Consider the following 19,669-nt stretch of genomic DNA (forward strand, 5'->3'; position numbering starts at 1 on the left):
CAAAAAACGAGTGCCTTAAAAATAATAATTTACCAATACATGAATCACCTTTCAACATCAATTGTAATAGACTGAGTTTTGATTAGTCAATATATTTAGAATATTTTTACAAATAAATATTATATCTTGAGGCTTCCTGTTGAAGTATTCCTTGACTCGGCTACATTTCTTAAACATGAAACATTATAACGTTCTAAATACTTTTACCCTTCTAATTTCAAACGACTGTTTTTACTGGTCTAACATCCCGCCATCAACGGTATATAATGATCCTGTTACGAAAGATGATTCCTCCGATAAAAGAAAATTCATTACAGCTGCTACTTCTTCTGGTTCCCCATACCTTCCTAAAGGTGTGGCCATCTCATTAAACGTTTTTTGTTTCCTTACATTACCGGAACTCTCCTCAATCCTCCTCATCATCTGTGTATTTATTGTACCGGGACATACAGCGTTTACTCGGACTCCGTATGGTGCTGCTTCTTTAGCCACGGAGCGCGTCAACCCTATAACTGCATGCTTAGACATATTATACGCTGAACTTCCAGGTACCCCCATTAGACCAGCAAGTGAAGAAGTATTGAGGATGGCACCTGATTCCTGTTTTTTCATTACGGGAATGACATATTGTAGTCCAAGAAATACTCCCCTTACATTTACTTTATATACTAAATCTAAATCTTCTACTGCTAGATTTTCGATTACCCCTCTTGGTCCTTCTATCCCAGCATTATTGGCAAAGTAGTCTATCCTCCCAAATTTCTCAACTGTTTTTTGAACAAATATTTTAACGTCTTGTTCTCTAGATACATCTGCTTTTACAACTAGAACGTTTGCATTCTCTAATCCAGTCTCAAACACAATTTCTTGAAGCATTTCTTCTGCCAAGTCCACAAGCACTAAATTTAATTCTCGTTTTGCCAGCCGTTTGATTAAAGCCTTTCCAATTCCTCCAGCAGCACCTGTAACAATGGCTGTAGTTGAATAATTATGAACCATATCAACTTCCCCCTCTTTAAAAGATTCTTTCTACTGACTAACTTAGAATATTAAAAACTATAAATCAAGTAAAATTAGAATCTTTTTAATTTTCTGTTAATTCTTTTGGCGTTATGATACTTTTAATATAACAAATATTAGGAGATGATAGTGTGGGGAAACTGGACAAAAAAGTAGCTATCGTAACGGGGGGAGCTTCAGGAATTGGACTTGCAACTGTAAAAGCATTGATTGAAAAAGGGGCCACAGTTGTAATCTCTGATTTAAATGAGCCCCCGGGAGTATTTGCCGAACAAGAGTTGAAAAAGAATGGAGCAGAAGTTCTATTTATAAAGGTTAATGTTGCTGAAGAAAAATCCGTTGAAAATCTAGTAACAGAAACGGTAAATAGATATGGAAAAGTCGATATCTTAATAAATAATGCTGGGATTGGCGGGTTAAATCCAACGCATACACTCACTTTTGAGCAATATAATAAAATTATATCAGTGAACCAACACGGTGTATTTTTTGCGGCAAAACATGTCATTCGTGAAATGCTAAAAACTGGGGGTGGTTGCATAGTAAATACTGCTTCTATCCTAAGTACTGTTGGGCTTCCTGAAACGTTTGCTTACACAGCTAGTAAAGGAGCAGTATTAAATTTAACCAAGACTCTTGCACTCGAATACGCTGATAAAAATATTAGGGTCAATGCCATAAGTCCCGGTTTCCTCGAGTCCGGAACCGTAAATAGGGAAGCTAATAATCTTTCCTATAACGAGCTTATCGCTAAACACCCGATTGGAAGACTTGGAAAACCGGAGGAAATTGCTCATGCCATTATTTTCTTATGTGAAAATGATTTTGTAACAGGAACTTCGCTAATCGTTGATGGAGGCTATACTGCGAGATAATGATGCTAGCAATTACTTGGGTAATTGGGGCTCTTCTAGAGCTCCTAAAAATTACTCAAGCAAGTGCATTAATCTCATTTCCCCTTACTATTTCAAAAACACAAGGAATAGTATACTAATATTTTTTCACTATAATAGCTCATGCTCCCATACAAACTACTCCCAATATATATATTCATACTTTCATCCCTTAAACCTTCCACAAAAAATTAGTGTTATTTTAAAAATTCTGCTGGTACTTCCTGTTTCTCCGTTTCACAATTTTCACAAATAAATCTTGATTCGTACCTATCACAAAGGACCTATTAAGGGGGTTACCATTTTATTTTCAAAAAAAGTAATTCAAGGAGAAAATCATCCATGCTTTCCTTCGTATGAATGGTGATCTGATTATAAATTGGTTATGTCATTCAAACTTCTCCATGTATTTTTTGGAATAGATAAAGCACCTCCTTTAATCATCGTACCCAGGAGGTGCTACTATTTAACATTTAAATGGAACCCTTATTTTACTACATATTAAATGGCTAACTCTAATACTGTGTATACCAGGAATTTACCATCAAATAGTCGGATGAACCAATAAATTTTAGTTTAAATTCAAATTTTTCTTTACATTGAAATTTCACAATTATCCCCCCGAGTGTTTCCTATCCTTTTCTCCTTACCCTATTTTATAAAATAGTCTTCTCCAATTCTTCTTTCCCTGCACCGATCGTCGCATTCATGTCTACATTTTCTTGATTCACCGTGGGCGGGTATATATTTCGCTTACCTGAAAAGTTATCCAGTAAGTCTTTCACATCAATGCCTGAAGATTCCTTTAAGGACTCTTGTAGTGTGGACATGAGGTTCGTCGCGTAAGAGGTCACTTTGTTAGCACCCCCATTTACACCATTCCCACCCGTATCCACTACCGTTATTTTATCAATGTTACCCAGTGGAGAAGCTATTTGTTTTGCATACTCCGGGAGCATTTTCAGGATCATATCCATCACGGCCGCTTGACCAAACTGTTCAAATGCTTCAGCAATCTTCTGTTTTGCTTCGGCCTCTGCCACCCCTTTTAAACGGATGATATCGGCATCTGTTGTCCCCTGGGCCCTTTGTGCATCGGCTTTGGCAAGTCCATCCAACCGGATACGTTCCGCTTCCGCTTTTGCCATTGCTTCAATTTTATACTTATCTGCGTCAGCTTCAGTTATTTGTTTCATCTTATTTGCCGAAGCCGCTTGCTCCACCGAATAACGGTCAGCATCCGCTTTTTTCTTCACTTCGGAATCATATTGCTTTTCTCGGCGAAGAATTTCTTTTTCTTCAAGCTCAATTTGCTTTTGCCGTTCAATAATCCTGATTTGCATTTCGTGTTCCATTACATCTTGCTTTGAACGGGCTGTTTCAAGATCATATGCTTGGTCTGCACGTGCTTTAGCAATGTCCTGCTCCCGGCGAAACTCTGCAACCTTTAACTTATTGATTTTTTCGGCTTCCGCTATTTCCGTTGCCCTCTCAAGTTCAGCACGTTGGGCCTCTTTTGAAGCTTCCGCCCGTTTAATCCTGGTTTCTTTTTCAGCATCAGCCGTTGCAATATCCGCATCCCTTTTTACTTGGGCAATTCTTGGCTTCCCTAGTGAATCAAGATAACCGTTTTTATCTCGCACATCTTTTATTGTAAAAGACACAATGATTAGCCCCATTTTTGCTAAATCTTGAGAAGCGACCCGCTGAACTTCCTGTGAAAATTTTTCACGATTTTTATAGATTTCTTCAACGGTCATGGAGCCAAGGATAGATCTTAAATGTCCTTCTAGCACTTCACGGGCTTCCTGTTCACGATCGTCCTTGGTCTTTCCTAGAAATTGTTCAGCAGCCGTGGCTATGTCCGTTATGGAACTACCGATTTTAATGATGGATACACCATCTGCCATAACTGGTACACCTTGTTCCGTATATACTTCGGGCGTAGAAACCTCCAGTTTACTCGATAGCAGGCTTAACGGTTCTGCTTGCTGGAAAACCGGAAGGACAAAGGCTCCTCCACCCCGGACAATTTTTATTTTATTTCCTGATTCATCGGCATGTACGTTTTTATTCCCCAAATAACTTCCAGTAATGATTAATGCTTCATCAGGACCAGCCGTACGGTACTTCGTAACAAAGACAGCAATAAGTGCAATAAGTAAAAAAGCAACAATAGCAATAACGATCCATATTAAACTTGTCATAAACATTCCCTCCTCAACCCTCTTTAATTATAATGGGGCATGACATAGACAACCCCATTTTTCACCTCAATGATCAAGACTTTAGTTTCTGAAGCGATTTGTTCATTTTTGAAACTTGCCGCAGTCTTAGAAATACTGCCGCTATTACTCTGTATTAACACTTCGCCAAACCCGTCTACCGGAACTGTCGTTAAGACCAGTCCCACCCTTCCCCTCAAATCATGATCATGAAAGGTTAAGCTTGACTCCGCCCTTGAAACGGGAATCAAAACAAACACATTCAATAATGTGACGGTTGTTAATGCCAGTAAAAAAGAAAGGCTTACAATCACACCGGCATGGAGATCTGTAACTGATTCAAATAGAAAACCACTTGCAAAAAAGATCGTCAAAAAACTAAGAATCAAAGTAGGATTAAAAATATCCGGAAGTTCTAATCCAGAAAATACATCATTAAACAAAATGATTAAAAATGTCAGTCCTCCAGATATAATTAATCCATATAGATAGACGGTTTCTAGTGGTACTCCATACAAATCCATAATTTCATCCCTTACATAAGGTTTTCTTCCCCCAAAAAATTGAGCATCATTTAATTTAGCCGCTACCTCCTCTTTCTTTTCATTTGATACCATTTAGATGTTAGGGTATAAAAACCATATTATACTTTAATCACCATTAATACGAATGAAAGCAGGAAAGGTTTCACAATTATAATAAATACGCCTTAATTTGGACCTACTACAATTGCCCAATTTCGATAGGAATAAAAAAGGGTCGTCATTTTTTTCAATATTCATTTAGAGGATAACCTATAGGAATAATGTACGGGGAAATTGTTATATTTAATCGTGGCATAGATAAAGCACCTCCCATGATTAATCGTCTTCAGGAGGTGATGCGTGTTTAATATTCTCTTGTGATTTTTTTATTTTTACCTCTATATGGTCAATTGCCCTAAGTCCCGACTGCTGCACCGGATCCTCACGTATGGTAGAAACTTCAACTTAACGGGGGCTAACCTCGATTTTGAACTTTGTTTGGGACGTATAACTTTCGCCTGCCAAAAGCAGAATATCTCCAAAACCTTCAAATTCCTCCGCTCCTGGAGCAGCTTGGGTTTCAAACGTTATTCCACCATGTTGACTTAATTTTTCTCCATGCATCAGTGGAACACCTTTCACAAAGTTTGCCGTGTAAATGACAACTGCTGGTTCATCTGTGTAAACCTTGACTGTTATTTTCCCGTCAGGACTAATTAATTTGGCTGCAATTTGATGAATTCCTGAAGAGGTAAGGAAAAATGGATGATCGATTCCTTGAACCTTTTCAACCTCTGCGTCAATTGCATCAAAGGTTGAACGTAATTCCTTTGGCGTACGAAAGTCATAAGGCGTGCCAATCGTGCTTCGCTTTTCCCCAGTTACCGTGGTATCTTCATTTACTGGCGCAAACTCTTCAGAAAAGATTTGTAAGAAATGATTATCGATTGGATTGCTAGGGTGCCCTGTTAAGTTAAAATAGACGTGATTGGTCGGATTAAAAATTGTGTCTTTATCACTTTTTGCTTGATAGTTCACTGACCAAGTATTTAAGTTATCCAATGTATACGTCACACTTACTTTCAAATTCCCCGGAAAGCCATTTTCTCCATCAGGTGAGTGAGTTGAAAAAATGATTGACGCACTTTCATCATTCTCCTCCACTTCATAATCCCATATTTTTTCATCGAATCCGGGATTGCCACCGTGTAATGTATTCCCTAATTGATTGACGGATGTTTTATACCGGGATTCACCAATGGAAAACTCACCATTTTTAATTCTACCAGCCACTCTACCTATTGTAGCTCCATAATATGTTTCTTTTTGATAATCCTCTATCGTGTCAAATCCCAATACGATATTAGTGGGACCTGATTCCGTAAGAACGAAAAGATTGACGATTCTTGCTCCAAAGTTTGTAACTTCCATTCTTATACCATGATCATTTTCCATAGTAAACAGCAAAATATTATTCCCAAATGAGCTATGTGATACTTTCATAATATCGGCTCCTACCCTATTAAATTCTTTTTTATAATGATAAGTTAATTTTTTTAAAGCGAAAAGACAAAAGCCCGAAGTATTCACTTCGGCCTTTTGTTAGGAATCATAAAAGTTCATGATGTACCTATAGATTATAATGACCAGAGTACCATATGAATTCCTGATTTAACTGGCTCCAAAAATCATAGTTGTAATTTAAGCACTTTCTCCCTTGGCTGGTTTTATTGATCCATTTTTTTCAATTTCCTCTAAAGAATGACCTCGAGTTTCAGGAACACATGTCCGGATAAATAGAACACCAAGCAAACATATAACACCGAATATTGCAAAAACGGCTTCTTGAGAAATCGTTGCTGTCATGATAGGGAATAGCAATCCAACCAAGAAAGATCCAATCCAGTTAAATGATGAAGCTAACCCGGATGCACGCCCGCGAATCGCCAGTGGGAAAATTTCTCCAACGATAACCCATGTTAAAGGCGCCCACGTGAATGAATATAGCGCAACATAAATACTTAAAAAAACAACCATCATCATCGGATTTGCATCAGGAATTAATACATTCAATATTGCGGGCAAAATAAAGGATAGCCCCATAATAGTTCCGCCTATCGTTAATAAAGTACGGCGATTGAATTTATCAGCAATCATTAAGAATAATAATGAACCTAATACAAGTATAACCCCTTGAATAATTGGCCACATCAATACTGAGCTGGCTTCATGCCCTGTTGCTTTTTCTACAATCATAGGAATATAATAAAAAATTGCGTTTGCTCCCTGGAATTGTTGAAACGCAGCTACCCCGACCCCAGCAATTACTAGATAACGGTATTTACTGCTTAAAAGGGTTCCCCATGACGCTTTTTGATTTACTTTCGTTTCCTCTTTGGCAGTGTCTTGAATTTGTTTTATTTCAGAATCAATTTGTTCTTTGTTAGAGCGAATATAGCTCAACACTTTACGTGCTTCATTAATCTTATTATTCTTAATCAAAAAGCGTGGTGATTCCGGTAACCTTAACACCCCGATAAACAAAATCAAAGCAGGTACGGCAGCCAAACTTAGCATCAAACGCCATGCCATGGTACCTGGTAAGTCTTTCAATAGATAAGCAATAATGTACGAAAGTAACATTCCGGAAACAATCATTGTTTGATTAATTCCGGACAACCGTCCACGTAAACGGGCAGGTGCCATTTCAGACATATAGGCTGGGACTAACGCAGAGGCAGCACCAACAGCTATCCCTAATAAAATACGAGCAACAATCATAAATAGAATCCCTTTATGAGGGGATACACCTGCTAAAATAGACCCAAAAGCAAAAATGATAGAAGATATTAGTATCATTTTGCGCCGTCCTAAACGATCTGAAAGTTGTCCAGCCAGGGCACCACCAAAAATAGCTCCAAACATCAAGGAAGAGGTGATCCAACCTACAGCACTAGGGTTGTTTTGAAGATTCCAATCATGTTGCAAAAAAGGCAAAGCACCCGTCATAACGCCGATATCATAACCGAAGAGAATGCCTCCAAATGCCCCAAAAAAATAAATGAATCCACTTGAGATTTTCTTTTCATTAACCATTAATGTTTCCTCCCAAAGGTTATAAAATTACATTCAAAAAAATCCCTATACTATAAAAGTATTAATTTCTTTTTAAGAAACCCTAATAGTTTACAACTATTGCTTATAAGGATGAATTCTGTGTCATTATTCAGTCAATAAAACGCTTTCATCTTACCCTAAAAAATAAAGCACGCCTACAAATTAATTTCAGGATTTACGAATCTAATTTTCCCCTCCCCGGAAGCCAATCTCCCGTGGAGGGAAAAACATTACTTAATAACTACGTAATCCAAACCTACTAATTTTGCATAGGTTATGATTTGGTCTGTTGTTAAATTCAATGACACAACTGTATGGTGACCCCCACCATTCTCTAGCCAAGCTTTCACTCCATCTTGGAAGTTTGGCTTAACTTCCCAAAGTACACGGGCCACTGGAAGGTTTGGTGCTGGAACAGATGGTTCAAAAGCAGAAACTTCATTAATTAAAAGTTTATAGTTTGTACCAAAGTCAGCCATGGAAACAACGACACCGTCTCCCGCTTTACCATCGAATACTAAACGTGCCGGATCTTCACGATCGCCTATACCTAATGGAGATACGACCATTTTCGGTTTATTGCTTGCTAAAGTTGGATCGACTTCAAGCATATGTGACTGTAGGATTGATTCTTGTCCGGCAGCTAATTCATATGTGTAATCCTCCATAAAGCCAGTTGATTGGTTATGGCTCATCACTTTCAGTAAGCGATCAAGTGCTGCCGTCTTCCAATCTCCTTCACCCGCAAAGCCATATCCCTGCGCCATCAAACGTTGGACGGCAAGACCAGGAAGCTGTTTCATTCCATATAAGTCTTCGAAATTCGTTGTGAATGCCGTATAACCACCGTCATCAAGGAAACGTTTAATTGCAATTTCATAGCTTGCCTGTACCTTAACGCTCTTTTCCCAATCTTCCTTACTGTATGTACCATATTCAAATTCATAAAGTCCTTCATATTCTGCAAATAATGCCTCAATTTCTTCATCCGTAACTGCATTTACATATTGAACAAGATCCCCTATTCCAAAATAGTCAACTGTCCAGCCAAATTGGATTTGTGCTTCAATTTTATCCCCTTCAGTTACGCCAACGTTTCGCATGTTATCTCCAAAACGAGCGACCTTAATGTTGAAGCTCTCGTTATAAGCAACCGCTACGTCCATCCATTGTGCAATTTGTTGTCGCACTTCAGGACGCTCCCAATAACCTACAACCACTTTGTTTTGTTTGTTCAGACGGGCATTGATAAAACCATATTCACGGTCACCATGAGCGGATTGGTTTAAGTTCATAAAGTCCATATCTATCGTAGCCCATGGAATGCTTTCATTGAATTGAGTGGCTAAATGAAGTAATGGTTTTTGTAATAATTTTGTTCCACGAATCCACATTTTCGCAGGTGAAAAAGTATGCATCCAAGTAATGACTCCGGCAACTTCATCACGATAGTTGGCTTCTTTCATGATGTTTGTTATTCTATCTGCACTAACAGCTAGATCTTGCAAAACAATTGGGTAAGGCAGAATGCCGCATTCATTTAATGCATCGGTTATCGTTTGTGCATGCGCCTTGACTTGCGCTAACGCATCTTCTCCATATAGATGTTGTGATCCAACGACAAACCAAAATTCCTTTGTTTCTGTTGTTAACATAATAACCCTCTTTTCTTAATCTACTGGTTTGATAACTTGGTAGAGTTACTCTTACTTTTGACCATAATAAGCATTTTTTCCATGTTTTCGTAAATAATGTTTATCCAAAATATTTTGTGGTAATTCTTTCGCAAAATGATTTAATTCCCTTGTGAATAAATTCATTTTCGAAACTTCATCCAAGACCACACTGTTCATGACAGCGGATTTTGCATCTTTACCCCATGTAAACGGTCCATGACCATGAAGTAATACGCCAGGAACGGCTAAAATGTCCAACCCACGCTCTTCAAATGTTTCGATGATTACCTTCCCAGTCTCCACTTCGTACCCACGATCAATTTCCTCTTGTGTTAGATAGCGCGCACAAGGGACCGATCCGTAAAATGTATCTGCGTGAGTAGTCCCCATCGCTGGAACATCAAGGCCTGCTTGAGCCCAGATTGTCGCCCAAGTTGAATGAGTATGAACAATGCCGCCAATTTCTTGGTAATATTTATAAAGTACTGCGTGAGTCGCTGTATCTGATGAAGGCCTCAGCTCTCCCTCAACAACATTGCCATCTAAATCGACAACTACCATATCGCTGGCTTTCATTGTTTCGTAATCAACACCACTAGGTTTGATAACAAATAAACCACTTTCACGGTCAATGGCACTTGCATTTCCCCATGTATATTTCACGAGACCATATTTAGGCAAGTCCAAATTTGCTTGATATACCTCTTCTTTCAGTTGTTCTAACACGCCAACCCCTCCAGTTTTCCAACTCATAACATCAAATTGTCAACAGCTACCTGCTCAATTACTAAGCCCTTCCTGTATCTTTCAATAAATGTTTCATATCCTTCAATATCTACTTGGTCAGGATAAATTTCTTGCCCATCCATATCTTTGAATACTTTTTGGTCGAGGAAGTCTTCTAAACTTTCTTTTTGATTTTTATTCAACATGTAAGAGGCAAGAATCGCCATTCCCCACGGTCCACCTTCACCTGCTGTTGACATTACCGATACTGGCGTATTCATTGCAGCGGCAACGATTTTTTGTACAACAAGTGGGGTTTTAAATAAACCACCGTGAGCCAAAATACGATCAATCGCAACATTTTCTTCCTTTGTCAAAATACCCATTCCGATATTTAAAGCACCGAAAGCAGTAAAAAGGTGAGTCCGCATGAAGTTCGCTAAATTGAAACGACTCTCAGGCGAGCGTACAAATAGTGGTCGTCCTTTTTCAAATCCTGTAATATTTTCACCTGAGAAATAACCGTAGCTAAGCAAACCACCACCATCTGGATCCGCTTCCAGAGCTTTGTTCAACATTACTTCAAATAATTTATTTGTCTCAACCTTTTGTCCCATTGCCTCAGAAAATTCACGGAACAATCCCAACCATGCATTAAGGTCACTTGAACAGTTATTCGCGTGGACCATCCCAACTGGACTTCCGTTTGGTGTAGTTACCATATCAATTTCTGGATATACTTTTGAAAGCTCTTTCTCTAGTACAATCATGGCAAAAACGGAAGTTCCTACTGAGACGTTGCCGGTACGTTTTCGCACACTATTCGTAGCAACCATTCCCGTTCCAGCATCGCCTTCTGGTGGGCAAATCGGAATGCCTGGTTGTAAATTCCCGGACCTATCCAGGATTTTCGCTCCCACTTCGGTTAATTCTCCCGCTTGCTCACCTGAAACGTAAACTTTAGGAAGGATCTCTTTAAGCATCCAAGGATAACCTTTCGTAGCAATCAATTCATCAAAACGCTTGATCATTAATTCATTGTAATCATGCGTTGATTCATCAATTGGGAACATCCCTGAAGCATCCCCAATGCCAATTGCTTTATTACCAGTCAATAACCAGTGAATGTATCCAGCCAAAGTCGTAATACAATCAATACGCGGCAAATGCTTCTCTTCATTTAATATTGCTTGATAAAGGTGGGCAATACTCCATCGTTCAGGGATATTGAATTGTAATTGATCAGTTAATTCTTTTGCTGCCACACCAGTTGTTGAGTTACGCCAAGTTCGAAACGGAACAAGTAGCTCCCCTGTATGGTCAAAAGCCATATAACCATGCATCATTGCAGAGAATCCAATAGATCCAATTTTCCGAATTGTTATGCCGTAATTTCGTTCAACTTCTTGCTTCATTTCACTATAAGCTGTTTGCAGACCGGTGATTATATCCACTAAATTGTATGTCCAAAATCCATCTTCCAGAAGGTTTTCCCACTCATAACTTCCAGATGCGATTGTTTCATAACGTTTATCTATCAACACCGCTTTTATACGTGTTGAGCCAAATTCGATTCCAAGTGAAGTATCACCCTCGTTAATCGCTTGTATAATTTCTAATCGATTCGATTGCACGTTAATCCCCCTTTCGATAGCGCTTTCAATATACAGGAGGCGCTTGAATTCATTTATGAATATATTATATTTTTTGTACGTACATTTGTCAATAAACAATATTAATTATACTCACAGCTTTTAAGTTGAACCGTCATCCTCACTTCAAAGGCAGTGAATCTAGGATATTAAGTGAATAGGGATAGGGAGTAAAGGATATGGTAAAAAATCAGGTATTAATAGCTTTGTCCACAAACTGAGGTAATTTGTTTTAATCCACTCAGGCTTATGTTAAAATGTGTACGTACAACTCTAAAAGGAAAATAAATAAGAATGCAAACAACCGAAACGAGGTGAGGTTTAATGAAACCAAAGTATCAGGTAATCGTCGATGATTTAAAAAATAAAATCCTTACAGGTGAGTATAGTATAGGAGAACAAATTCCTACAGAGTCCGTTATGCAGGATATGTACAACGTTAGCCGACACACTGTAAGAAAGTCCATTTTAGAATTAGCAAACGAGGGATTCTTAAGAAGTGAAAAAGGTTCTGGGACATATGTTAGTAATCAATATCAATTAAAGTCTGGTGGGAATTTCAAATATAAAACGATTGGTGTCATCACGACCTACATATCGGATTACATTTTCCCTTCTATTATCCGGGGAATCGAAAAAAGATTAAATGAAAATAATTATTCCTTACTATTGGCCAGTACAAATAATGACGTCGAACAAGAAAAAAAAGCCTTGGAAATGATGTTATCCTTTGGCGTAGATGGTTTGATTGTTGAACCTACAAAAAGCAATCTATACAATCCCAACATTGCTTATTACCTAACATTTAAGGAACAAGAGGTACCATTCATCATGATTAACGCTTATTATGAAGAATTAGAAGTTCCTTTCTTTTGCCTAGATGATGTGCAGTCGAGCTATCTCGCGACAAAAGAATTAATTTCCAATGGGCACACCCAAATTGGGTTCATTTCGAAAATGGATGATTTACAAGGAAAGTATCGAATGAAAGGATATATAAAAGCACTTGGAGAAGCAAAATTACGCTTTCAACCCGAACAATTGCTTTCATATACTACAGAAACGAAGCTAGACTTGCACAAGAACTTGAAGCGGTTCTTAAACGAAAATAGAGACGTGTTGACTGCCATTGTTTGCTATAACGACGAGGTAGGGTTAGAAGTAGTAAATGTATGCAGACAACTTGATATTTCCATTCCGGAACAATTATCAATTATTGGCCAGGACAATTCTTATATAGCGAAAAATGCTAATATCAAATTAACGACTTTAACACACCCACAAGAACAAATGGGTCATGATGCAGCTGATTGGCTGATCAAGAAATTACAAGGAAAGAAGGGCTTACCCAATGAAAACCATTACCAACCAGTCTTAATTGAAGGGGAAACTGTAAAAAAGCTAGATGAAAAATAAATCTAGTCTGGTGTAAATGATTGACTATCTTCACATGGGCCCCTATTATTCCTATGTGAAGGCAGTCAAATGATGAAATCCATTTTGTCTGCTCTTTCATGATTCCAACCTCATTTACAAAGTGGTGAACATACAGCTATACCTGTAATATTGAATGTTCGAGTTGAGCTAAATATCAGGCTTATAGATCCCTATATTCTTTACACTCCCCCTTATATGCAATCCAATTTTCTTCCTTCAAACTTCAGAAAAAACAAAAGATATTGACAGTATTTACTTCCTATAATAAAATTTTATTTGTTAACCAAATAATAAATTAGTTTACATTAGGAGGAAACGCTATGAATACGAGTCATGAAAAATTAAGAATGATGATAATCACAGCCTTATTTGCAGCTATTATCGGAATCCTTTCCCAACTAACCATTCCACTCCCGCTCGTGCCTATTACAGGACAAACTCTGGCCGTTGGACTTGCCGCTACGATCCTGGGTGCTCGTTATGGTACTTATTCGGTAGTTTTGTACTTATTCATTGGTGCAGCTGGTGTTCCTGTCTTTGCAGAAATGTCTGGAGGACTGGCAAAGATTTTCGGTCCTACTGGTGGCTATTTATTGTCTTATATCCCTACTGTTTTCATTACCGGCTGGATTTTGGAAAAAACCCGTTTTACATTTCCCATTGCACTCATAGCTAATATCATTGGCATGATGATAACATTAACCATTGGAACAATATGGTTGAAATATGCAGCTGCATTAACTTGGACAGCTGCCATTGCTAGTGGATTCGCACCATTCTTAATCGTAGGTATCCTGAAAGCCCTCCTAGCATCCTGGTTAGGTGTTTCCATTCGAGCTAGACTTGCTTCAGCTAAAATGCTTCCCAAAAAAAATATCTCTATTTCCTAATAGACAAAATAAAGACAGGTAGATACCATGGATTTGGTACCCCCTGTCTTTATCGTTTAATTAAATATATTTAAAGTCGGGCTTTATTTTTCAGAAAAATAAAAAAAGACTCTTTTTAGAAAAAAGACTCTTTTTTTATATGTATTTACTACGGTCCTATCCCCATAAGCCCGAATTAAATAGCATAGTAAAAGTATGATAAACCCCTTTGTTTACCTACACCATTTTACTATAACAATTAAGATTTGACAACTCTTGAATATATTCTATCACGATTGTTTTTATTTATTAACGACTTTATATACCTTTGTTTTTCCATCGCTATACGTAACTTCCAATTCGAACTCTTGGTAATCCTCTTTTAAGTTAAAGGCTTTAGTCACCTCTTGTATGACCTCATCATCCGTAGAGTCTTGGGTGAAAGTCAACTTTTCTAAAATTGGCGTCAATTCTTCCATCGCTTCATCACCATGAACTTCATGTTTATTGGATTCATCATCGATAGAAGCTTCCGTTTGAGCACCCATGGTATCATATTCCGCTTCATAGTCATTGTTATTCCCTTTATAATCAACTTCTAGGTTAAAGGCTTTGAAAGTAAATGGAAGCTTTTCATTGGTTTCTGTTCCCTTTTCAGGATTTGTTTCCGCTTGGTTTTCATTTTCTTGTACCGGCGGATTCTTTACCTCGTCATCTTCTCCACATCCTGCTAATACAAGCATAGCAGCAAATGGGACCGAAAGTACTTTTAAAGATTTCTTCATATGGTTTCCTCCTAAGTCTCTTTTCTTATCTATTACCTAAATGGTAGAATTTAAAACACGAATTTATTTATATAAAGATAATCCCTCTAGTTATAGAGGGATAATATAAAATAAAACTACAAAGAAGTGTGCCACAGATCCTGCAAGCACGAAGAGATGCCATACAGCATGGTGAAAAGGAAAACCACGCCATACATAAAAGATGGCACCGAAAGTATAAAGTAATCCTCCGGCTATAAGTAATTGTATGCCTGCTGCTGGCATGGTGTTGGTTAGCGGGCCCCATGCCAGTACAATCATCCACCCCATTGCGATATATAAAATCGTGGATAGATAAAGAAACTTCTTAACAAAGAAAGCCTTGAAGATGACTCCTACCACTGCCACACCCCATACAACTCCCAGTAGCGTCCATCCTAAAGCCCCTTGAATGACGAGCAGCATGATTGGTGTATACGTGCCCGCAATAAATATATAAATGGCCGAGTGATCAAAAATCTCAAAAAGGTCTTTCAATTTCCCCTCAGGAAAGCTATGCACTAAAGTAGAAGCTACATATAAAAGGAGCATAGAAACTCCATAAATGATCGAAATCACAATGAGTGAAGCCGATCCTTGATGAGCAGAGAAAATTATTAATAAAACAAGAGCGGCAATGCTTAATAAGACACCAATTCCATGGGTGATTGCATTGAATACTTCCTCTTTTTTTGTATAAACGTGCGTATTAGCCATCTTACAACTCCTTATTCATTGAACCACTTTTTCAATTTCCTTTTCAATTATATCCTACTTCCAGAATGCATTAAAGTAAGTAATTCCATTCATCAGCCCTTTTCGACTATAACGTTTTTGAGGAAATACTCTTTTATTGAAAAAGGCCTGACCGTAGACGGTCAGGCTTCATGATCAAATGGCAAAATGGTGGCCACCGATAATTTTAACCACTTCTAATTTTTCCATCCACACACTGTCGGATATACTTGGATTCCAAAAATATAATGCATCATTCGTATAGCCGTGAATGGCTATTGCTTCATTTACTGCCCGTACTGCATCTTCTCCAGCAGGTTTGTTAATGCTACCATCATCAACAGGAGAGAATTGATTTTTTTGATAAATCACTTCTCTTACTGTTTCAGGGAATTCGCCACTATCAAGACGATTTAACACGACTCCTGCTACTTCTACCTTGCCTCTATATGGCTCACCTTTTGCCTCAGCATGAACCAATCTAGCTAATAATTCTTTATCGGTTTCATTCATGAAATGCGGAATAATCAATGTTTTGCCTGGTTCAGCAACATTATTCTTGTTATTATTGACTTCTTTTAACGTTTGAATTGGAACTCCATGTTGCTTAGCGATATCCCATATCGATTCACCTTGTTTAATAACATGTTTTTTAGCACCATTCGAAGCCTTGCTTGTGGTTTCCCAAGGGAATGCTAGTCCAAGTATGATGACACTAAGAGTTATGATCATCGGTAATACAACTGATAATTTCATCCTTTAACCTCCTCGTTAAGCACCTCCCTAGAATAACAGAATAAAAAAGAGAAAACAGCGTCAAATTATTCCCAAGGTAATCCAGGTGTTTTTTTACATTTTTTTTAAAAAAGTGATTATCGTTCATTCGTTTCTCGCTTGCCATTCTTCACGTAACATCCCCATCTTGATGGAATCGTAGTAAATCCCATCGTGATAAATGCATTTCCTTATTCTACCCTCAAGTTGCATTCCTACTTTTTCAGCGACCGTCATCATTCGTTTATTTCCAGACCACGTCGTCAATCCTATCCTTTCAATGGTTAAATTTTGAAATAAATAAGGAATGAATAGGCTAATGGCTTCCGTTCCATAACCGCCATTCCAATATCTTGGTTCATATATGGTAATTCCGATTTCTAGCCATCTTGCTGGTTCATTCTCCCAATAATAAACAACCGACCCGATTATTTGGTGTTCCCTTTCTATTAATAATTCAGAGAAAACACCTAATTTTTGATCGTATCTCCGTAGTTTCATCTCATTGTTAATGTACGTAGGATAATCCATAATTTCATTAGCTGAGTATGGTGTATCCCATTTTTTCCACATAGGATTTTCTTCTCCATACCTTAAACTCCATAAGGTTTTCAAATCGTCCTGTTGGACATTCCTCAACCGTACTTTTTTTCCTGTAATCAAAACATCTATCAAAATTGCTTCCCCCTGCATATCCTTGTCTTACTCAATCAGTTTGATGAAGTAATGACGATCTCTAGGACCATCAAATTCACAGAAATATATACCCTGCCATCTACCAAGGACCAGACTACCTTTATGGATAATAACTTGTTGTGACGACCCTACAGTGCTGGACTTTAAATGAGCAGCAGTGTTCCCTTCCATATGTAAATCCAACGTATGATTCCATGGATAAAGCTCATCCCATCTCCTAAGCATATCTTTTTTAACATCTGGATCCGCATTCTCATTAATTGTAATGCCTGCAGTAGTATGTGGACAATATACAAGCGCTATACCTTCTTGTATTCCCCTTTCCGTTACAAATGCCTGCACTTCTGTCGTAACATCTATCATATCATCTCTTTTGATGGTTTTTAGTGTGTTTTTCTTCAACAATGTCATCCTTCTCCTTTTTATGTTATTTATATTCTCTACCCAAAAACTAGGGGAAACATGCTTTTTTATGTCTCTATCAATGGCTTATTATTCGTCATATAAAGACTTTTTAACCAATCTATAATATGGCCGAGGAACAACCTTCCCCAAAAGTGAATCATATGGAATCTTTGTACGATTAAAAGTCTGGAAAATTGAAAAGACGGATTCAAGATTCTTGAATCCGCCAATCTTCAGTTCTGTTTTCTTTTCCAGAATCCCAAGATAAGTCCAGAGATGAGTGAGCCTATTAAAATGGCCAACAAATATAGAAATGGATGGTTAACTAATGGTATTACAAACACGCCCCCATGAGGTGCCGGCAATGTGACATTGAATGCCATCGTAAGAGCACCCGCCGTTGCTGCTCCAATCACACTACTGATAATGACCCTAAACGGATCGGCTGCCGCAAATGGAATCGCTCCCTCTGTAATGAAAAAGGCTCCCATAAAGTAATTTGTCAATCCAGATTTCCTTTCTGTATCGTTAAATTTACTTTTGAAAAATGTAGTCGCAAAGGCAATGGCAAGCGGAGGTACCATACCACCCGCCATAACTGCTGCATGAGGGCCGAAGCTTTGTGCTTCAATAGCCGCAATCCCAAAGGTAAAGGCAGCTTTATTGATAGGGCCCCCCATATCTACAGCCATCATGCCTGCAAGAATCATCCCTAAAAGAACGGCGTTTGTCCCTGATAGGCCCTGAAGCCAATTCGACAAACCTTGGTTGAGAGCGGTCACCGGTTCATTAATAACGAATAGCATGATCAAGCCTGTTATTAACATTCCGAACACCGGATAAAGCAATACCGGTTTAATCCCTTCGAAAGCCTGTGGCAAATTAGAGAATAATTTCTTCAATCCTAAAACAACATACCCGGCAAGAAAACCTGCAATCAGGCCACCTATGAAGCCAGCATTGGCCTGGGCTGCCAACAACCCTCCCACCATACCTGGGGCAAATCCTGGACGATCGGCGATACTTGAGGCAATGAAGCCTGCCAGGACTGGGACTAGAAAGAAAAAGGCCCCGCTTGTACCTCCCCCAATATCACTTAATGCTTTGGCTATCGGATTATATTCCGGTTTCGTCGGATCGGATGCATCTAATCCAAAAAAGAAGGATAGTGCAATTAAGATCCCTCCACCTACAACAAATGGAAGCATATTACTTACGCCATTCATCAGATGCTTATAAATATCGATTTTTCCTTTTGTTGAAGGTTCATCTTCTCGACTATCCTTTTTGGTCCCTTTGTAAATGGGTGCGTCCCGGTTAACAGCCCTTTTAAGTAACTCCTCCGGCTTCCTGAGCCCATGAGCAACGGGAACGATGATAACCCGCTTACCGTCAAAACGGTCCATCTCCACTTGTTTATCCGCTGCAACAATAATGACATCCGCATTGGCAATTTCCGCTGGATTCAACCTATTTTTTACACCTGTCGATCCATTGGTTTCAACTTTGAAATCAAGACCCATTTCTTTCGCCTTAGCCTTTAAAGCATCCGCTGCCATATAAGTGTGGGCTATTCCTGTCGGGCAGGCCGTAACGGCCAAGATTTTTGCAGCATCCCTAATTGCACTTGTTTCCTGTTCTTCGTTTTCGTCTTGATCTGCTTCTTGTTCTTTTTGATCGATAATCTCCAACACTTCTTCAGCTGATGTGGCAGAAACCAATTGAGACCTGAATTGAGCGTCCATTAATAATGAAGACAATCGAGATAGGGTCTCTAAGTGAACCTGATTAGCTGCTTCACTTGCCGCAATCATGAAAAATAAATGAGCTGGCTGCCCATCAAGCGATTCATATTGAATACCTGAAACTGATTTTCCAAAGCAAATGGCCGGCGTTTTCACAGCACTCGTTTTTGCATGTGGGATGGCGATTCCCTCACCTATCCCTGTCGTACTTTGCTCTTCACGTTTCAAAATGGCGGCCTTGAAGCCACCTTCATCATGTAAACGTCCAGCTTGTGCTAACTTGGCGGATAATTCTTCTATCACCCCAAGCTTTGTCTCGCTTTGCAAATCTATAAGAATGGTATCCATTTTTAACAAGTCTGTAATTTTCAT

Annotated in this window: 17 protein-coding genes; 3 read left to right on the forward strand and 14 right to left on the reverse strand. The window is 38.6% G+C overall.

Annotated features, from left to right (window positions below; translation table 11 throughout):
- Window positions 1–231 precede the first annotated feature (231 nt).
- Entirely contained in the window at window positions 232–999 is a 768-nt protein-coding gene (locus ACIQXH_RS00075) for an SDR family NAD(P)-dependent oxidoreductase (RefSeq protein WP_403121777.1), read from the reverse strand.
- Window positions 1,000–1,151: 152 nt separating this feature from the next.
- Between ACIQXH_RS00075 and ACIQXH_RS00080 the strand changes: the two genes are divergently transcribed.
- Window positions 1,152–1,895, forward strand: coding sequence for an SDR family NAD(P)-dependent oxidoreductase (locus ACIQXH_RS00080; RefSeq protein ID WP_403121779.1), 744 nt, complete (start codon window positions 1,152–1,154; stop codon window positions 1,893–1,895).
- Window positions 1,896–2,569: 674 nt separating this feature from the next.
- On the opposite strand, the gene ACIQXH_RS00085 is transcribed toward ACIQXH_RS00080, so the two are convergent.
- The 7 genes from ACIQXH_RS00085 to ACIQXH_RS00115 form a co-directional block, all read right to left on the reverse strand.
- A complete protein-coding gene (locus ACIQXH_RS00085; RefSeq protein WP_402988316.1) occupies window positions 2,570–4,120 on the reverse strand; it encodes a flotillin lipid rafts scaffold protein FloT in 1,551 nt (516 codons plus the stop codon).
- A 23-nt stretch (window positions 4,121–4,143) separates the two neighbouring features.
- A complete protein-coding gene (locus tag ACIQXH_RS00090; RefSeq protein WP_403121781.1) occupies window positions 4,144–4,662 on the reverse strand; it encodes an NfeD family membrane protein in 519 nt (172 codons plus the stop codon).
- Window positions 4,663–5,127: 465 nt separating this feature from the next.
- Complete coding sequence (locus ACIQXH_RS00095) at window positions 5,128–6,165, reverse strand: aldose epimerase family protein (protein WP_403121783.1); 1,038 nt, start codon at window positions 6,163–6,165, stop codon at window positions 5,128–5,130.
- A 198-nt stretch (window positions 6,166–6,363) separates the two neighbouring features.
- Window positions 6,364–7,758 (reverse strand): sugar porter family MFS transporter, encoded by a 1,395-nt coding sequence (locus ACIQXH_RS00100; RefSeq protein ID WP_402868842.1) that lies wholly within the window; start codon window positions 7,756–7,758, stop codon window positions 6,364–6,366.
- A gap of 251 nt (window positions 7,759–8,009) precedes the next feature.
- Window positions 8,010–9,434, reverse strand: a complete 1,425-nt coding sequence (gene araA, locus ACIQXH_RS00105) for an L-arabinose isomerase (protein ID WP_402956935.1) — start codon at window positions 9,432–9,434, stop codon at window positions 8,010–8,012.
- 51 nt (window positions 9,435–9,485) lie between these two features.
- On the reverse strand, window positions 9,486–10,181 hold the full coding sequence (locus tag ACIQXH_RS00110) for an L-ribulose-5-phosphate 4-epimerase (protein ID WP_402956933.1): 696 nt from the start codon (window positions 10,179–10,181) through the stop codon (window positions 9,486–9,488).
- A gap of 23 nt (window positions 10,182–10,204) precedes the next feature.
- Window positions 10,205–11,815, reverse strand: coding sequence for a xylulokinase (locus ACIQXH_RS00115; RefSeq protein WP_403121785.1), 1,611 nt, complete (start codon window positions 11,813–11,815; stop codon window positions 10,205–10,207).
- Between the two features lie 342 nt (window positions 11,816–12,157).
- Here ACIQXH_RS00115 and ACIQXH_RS00120 point away from each other — a divergent pair, with 342 nt between their 5' ends.
- Window positions 12,158–13,249 (forward strand): GntR family transcriptional regulator, encoded by a 1,092-nt coding sequence (locus tag ACIQXH_RS00120; protein WP_402868848.1) that lies wholly within the window; start codon window positions 12,158–12,160, stop codon window positions 13,247–13,249.
- Window positions 13,250–13,590: 341 nt separating this feature from the next.
- A complete protein-coding gene (locus tag ACIQXH_RS00125) occupies window positions 13,591–14,160 on the forward strand; it encodes a biotin transporter BioY (RefSeq protein WP_402868850.1) in 570 nt (189 codons plus the stop codon).
- A gap of 281 nt (window positions 14,161–14,441) precedes the next feature.
- Here ACIQXH_RS00125 and ACIQXH_RS00130 read toward each other — a convergent pair whose 3' ends face one another.
- From ACIQXH_RS00130 to ACIQXH_RS00155, 6 genes are all read right to left on the reverse strand, one after another.
- Complete coding sequence (locus ACIQXH_RS00130) at window positions 14,442–14,924, reverse strand: YusW family protein (RefSeq protein ID WP_402956929.1); 483 nt, start codon at window positions 14,922–14,924, stop codon at window positions 14,442–14,444.
- Window positions 14,925–15,014: 90 nt separating this feature from the next.
- Window positions 15,015–15,659: a PAQR family membrane homeostasis protein TrhA gene (gene trhA, locus ACIQXH_RS00135; protein ID WP_402868854.1), complete on the reverse strand. Its 645-nt coding sequence runs from the start codon at window positions 15,657–15,659 to the stop codon at window positions 15,015–15,017.
- A gap of 174 nt (window positions 15,660–15,833) precedes the next feature.
- Window positions 15,834–16,433 (reverse strand): cell wall hydrolase, encoded by a 600-nt coding sequence (locus tag ACIQXH_RS00140; RefSeq protein WP_402868856.1) that lies wholly within the window; start codon window positions 16,431–16,433, stop codon window positions 15,834–15,836.
- Between the two features lie 123 nt (window positions 16,434–16,556).
- The gene (locus ACIQXH_RS00145) at window positions 16,557–17,126 is read right to left on the reverse strand and encodes a GNAT family N-acetyltransferase (protein ID WP_402868858.1); all 570 of its coding nucleotides are present in this window, start codon (window positions 17,124–17,126) and stop codon (window positions 16,557–16,559) included.
- 27 nt (window positions 17,127–17,153) lie between these two features.
- The gene (locus ACIQXH_RS00150; protein WP_402868860.1) at window positions 17,154–17,558 is read right to left on the reverse strand and encodes a secondary thiamine-phosphate synthase enzyme YjbQ; all 405 of its coding nucleotides are present in this window, start codon (window positions 17,556–17,558) and stop codon (window positions 17,154–17,156) included.
- Window positions 17,559–17,785: 227 nt separating this feature from the next.
- Window positions 17,786–19,669, reverse strand: a complete 1,884-nt coding sequence (locus ACIQXH_RS00155; RefSeq protein ID WP_403121787.1) for a PTS fructose transporter subunit IIABC — start codon at window positions 19,667–19,669, stop codon at window positions 17,786–17,788.

Origin of the sequence: Peribacillus sp. NPDC097225 (assembly GCF_044761955.1) — a bacterium.
In the GTDB taxonomy this organism is placed as follows: Bacteria; Bacillota; Bacilli; order Bacillales; family DSM-1321; genus Peribacillus.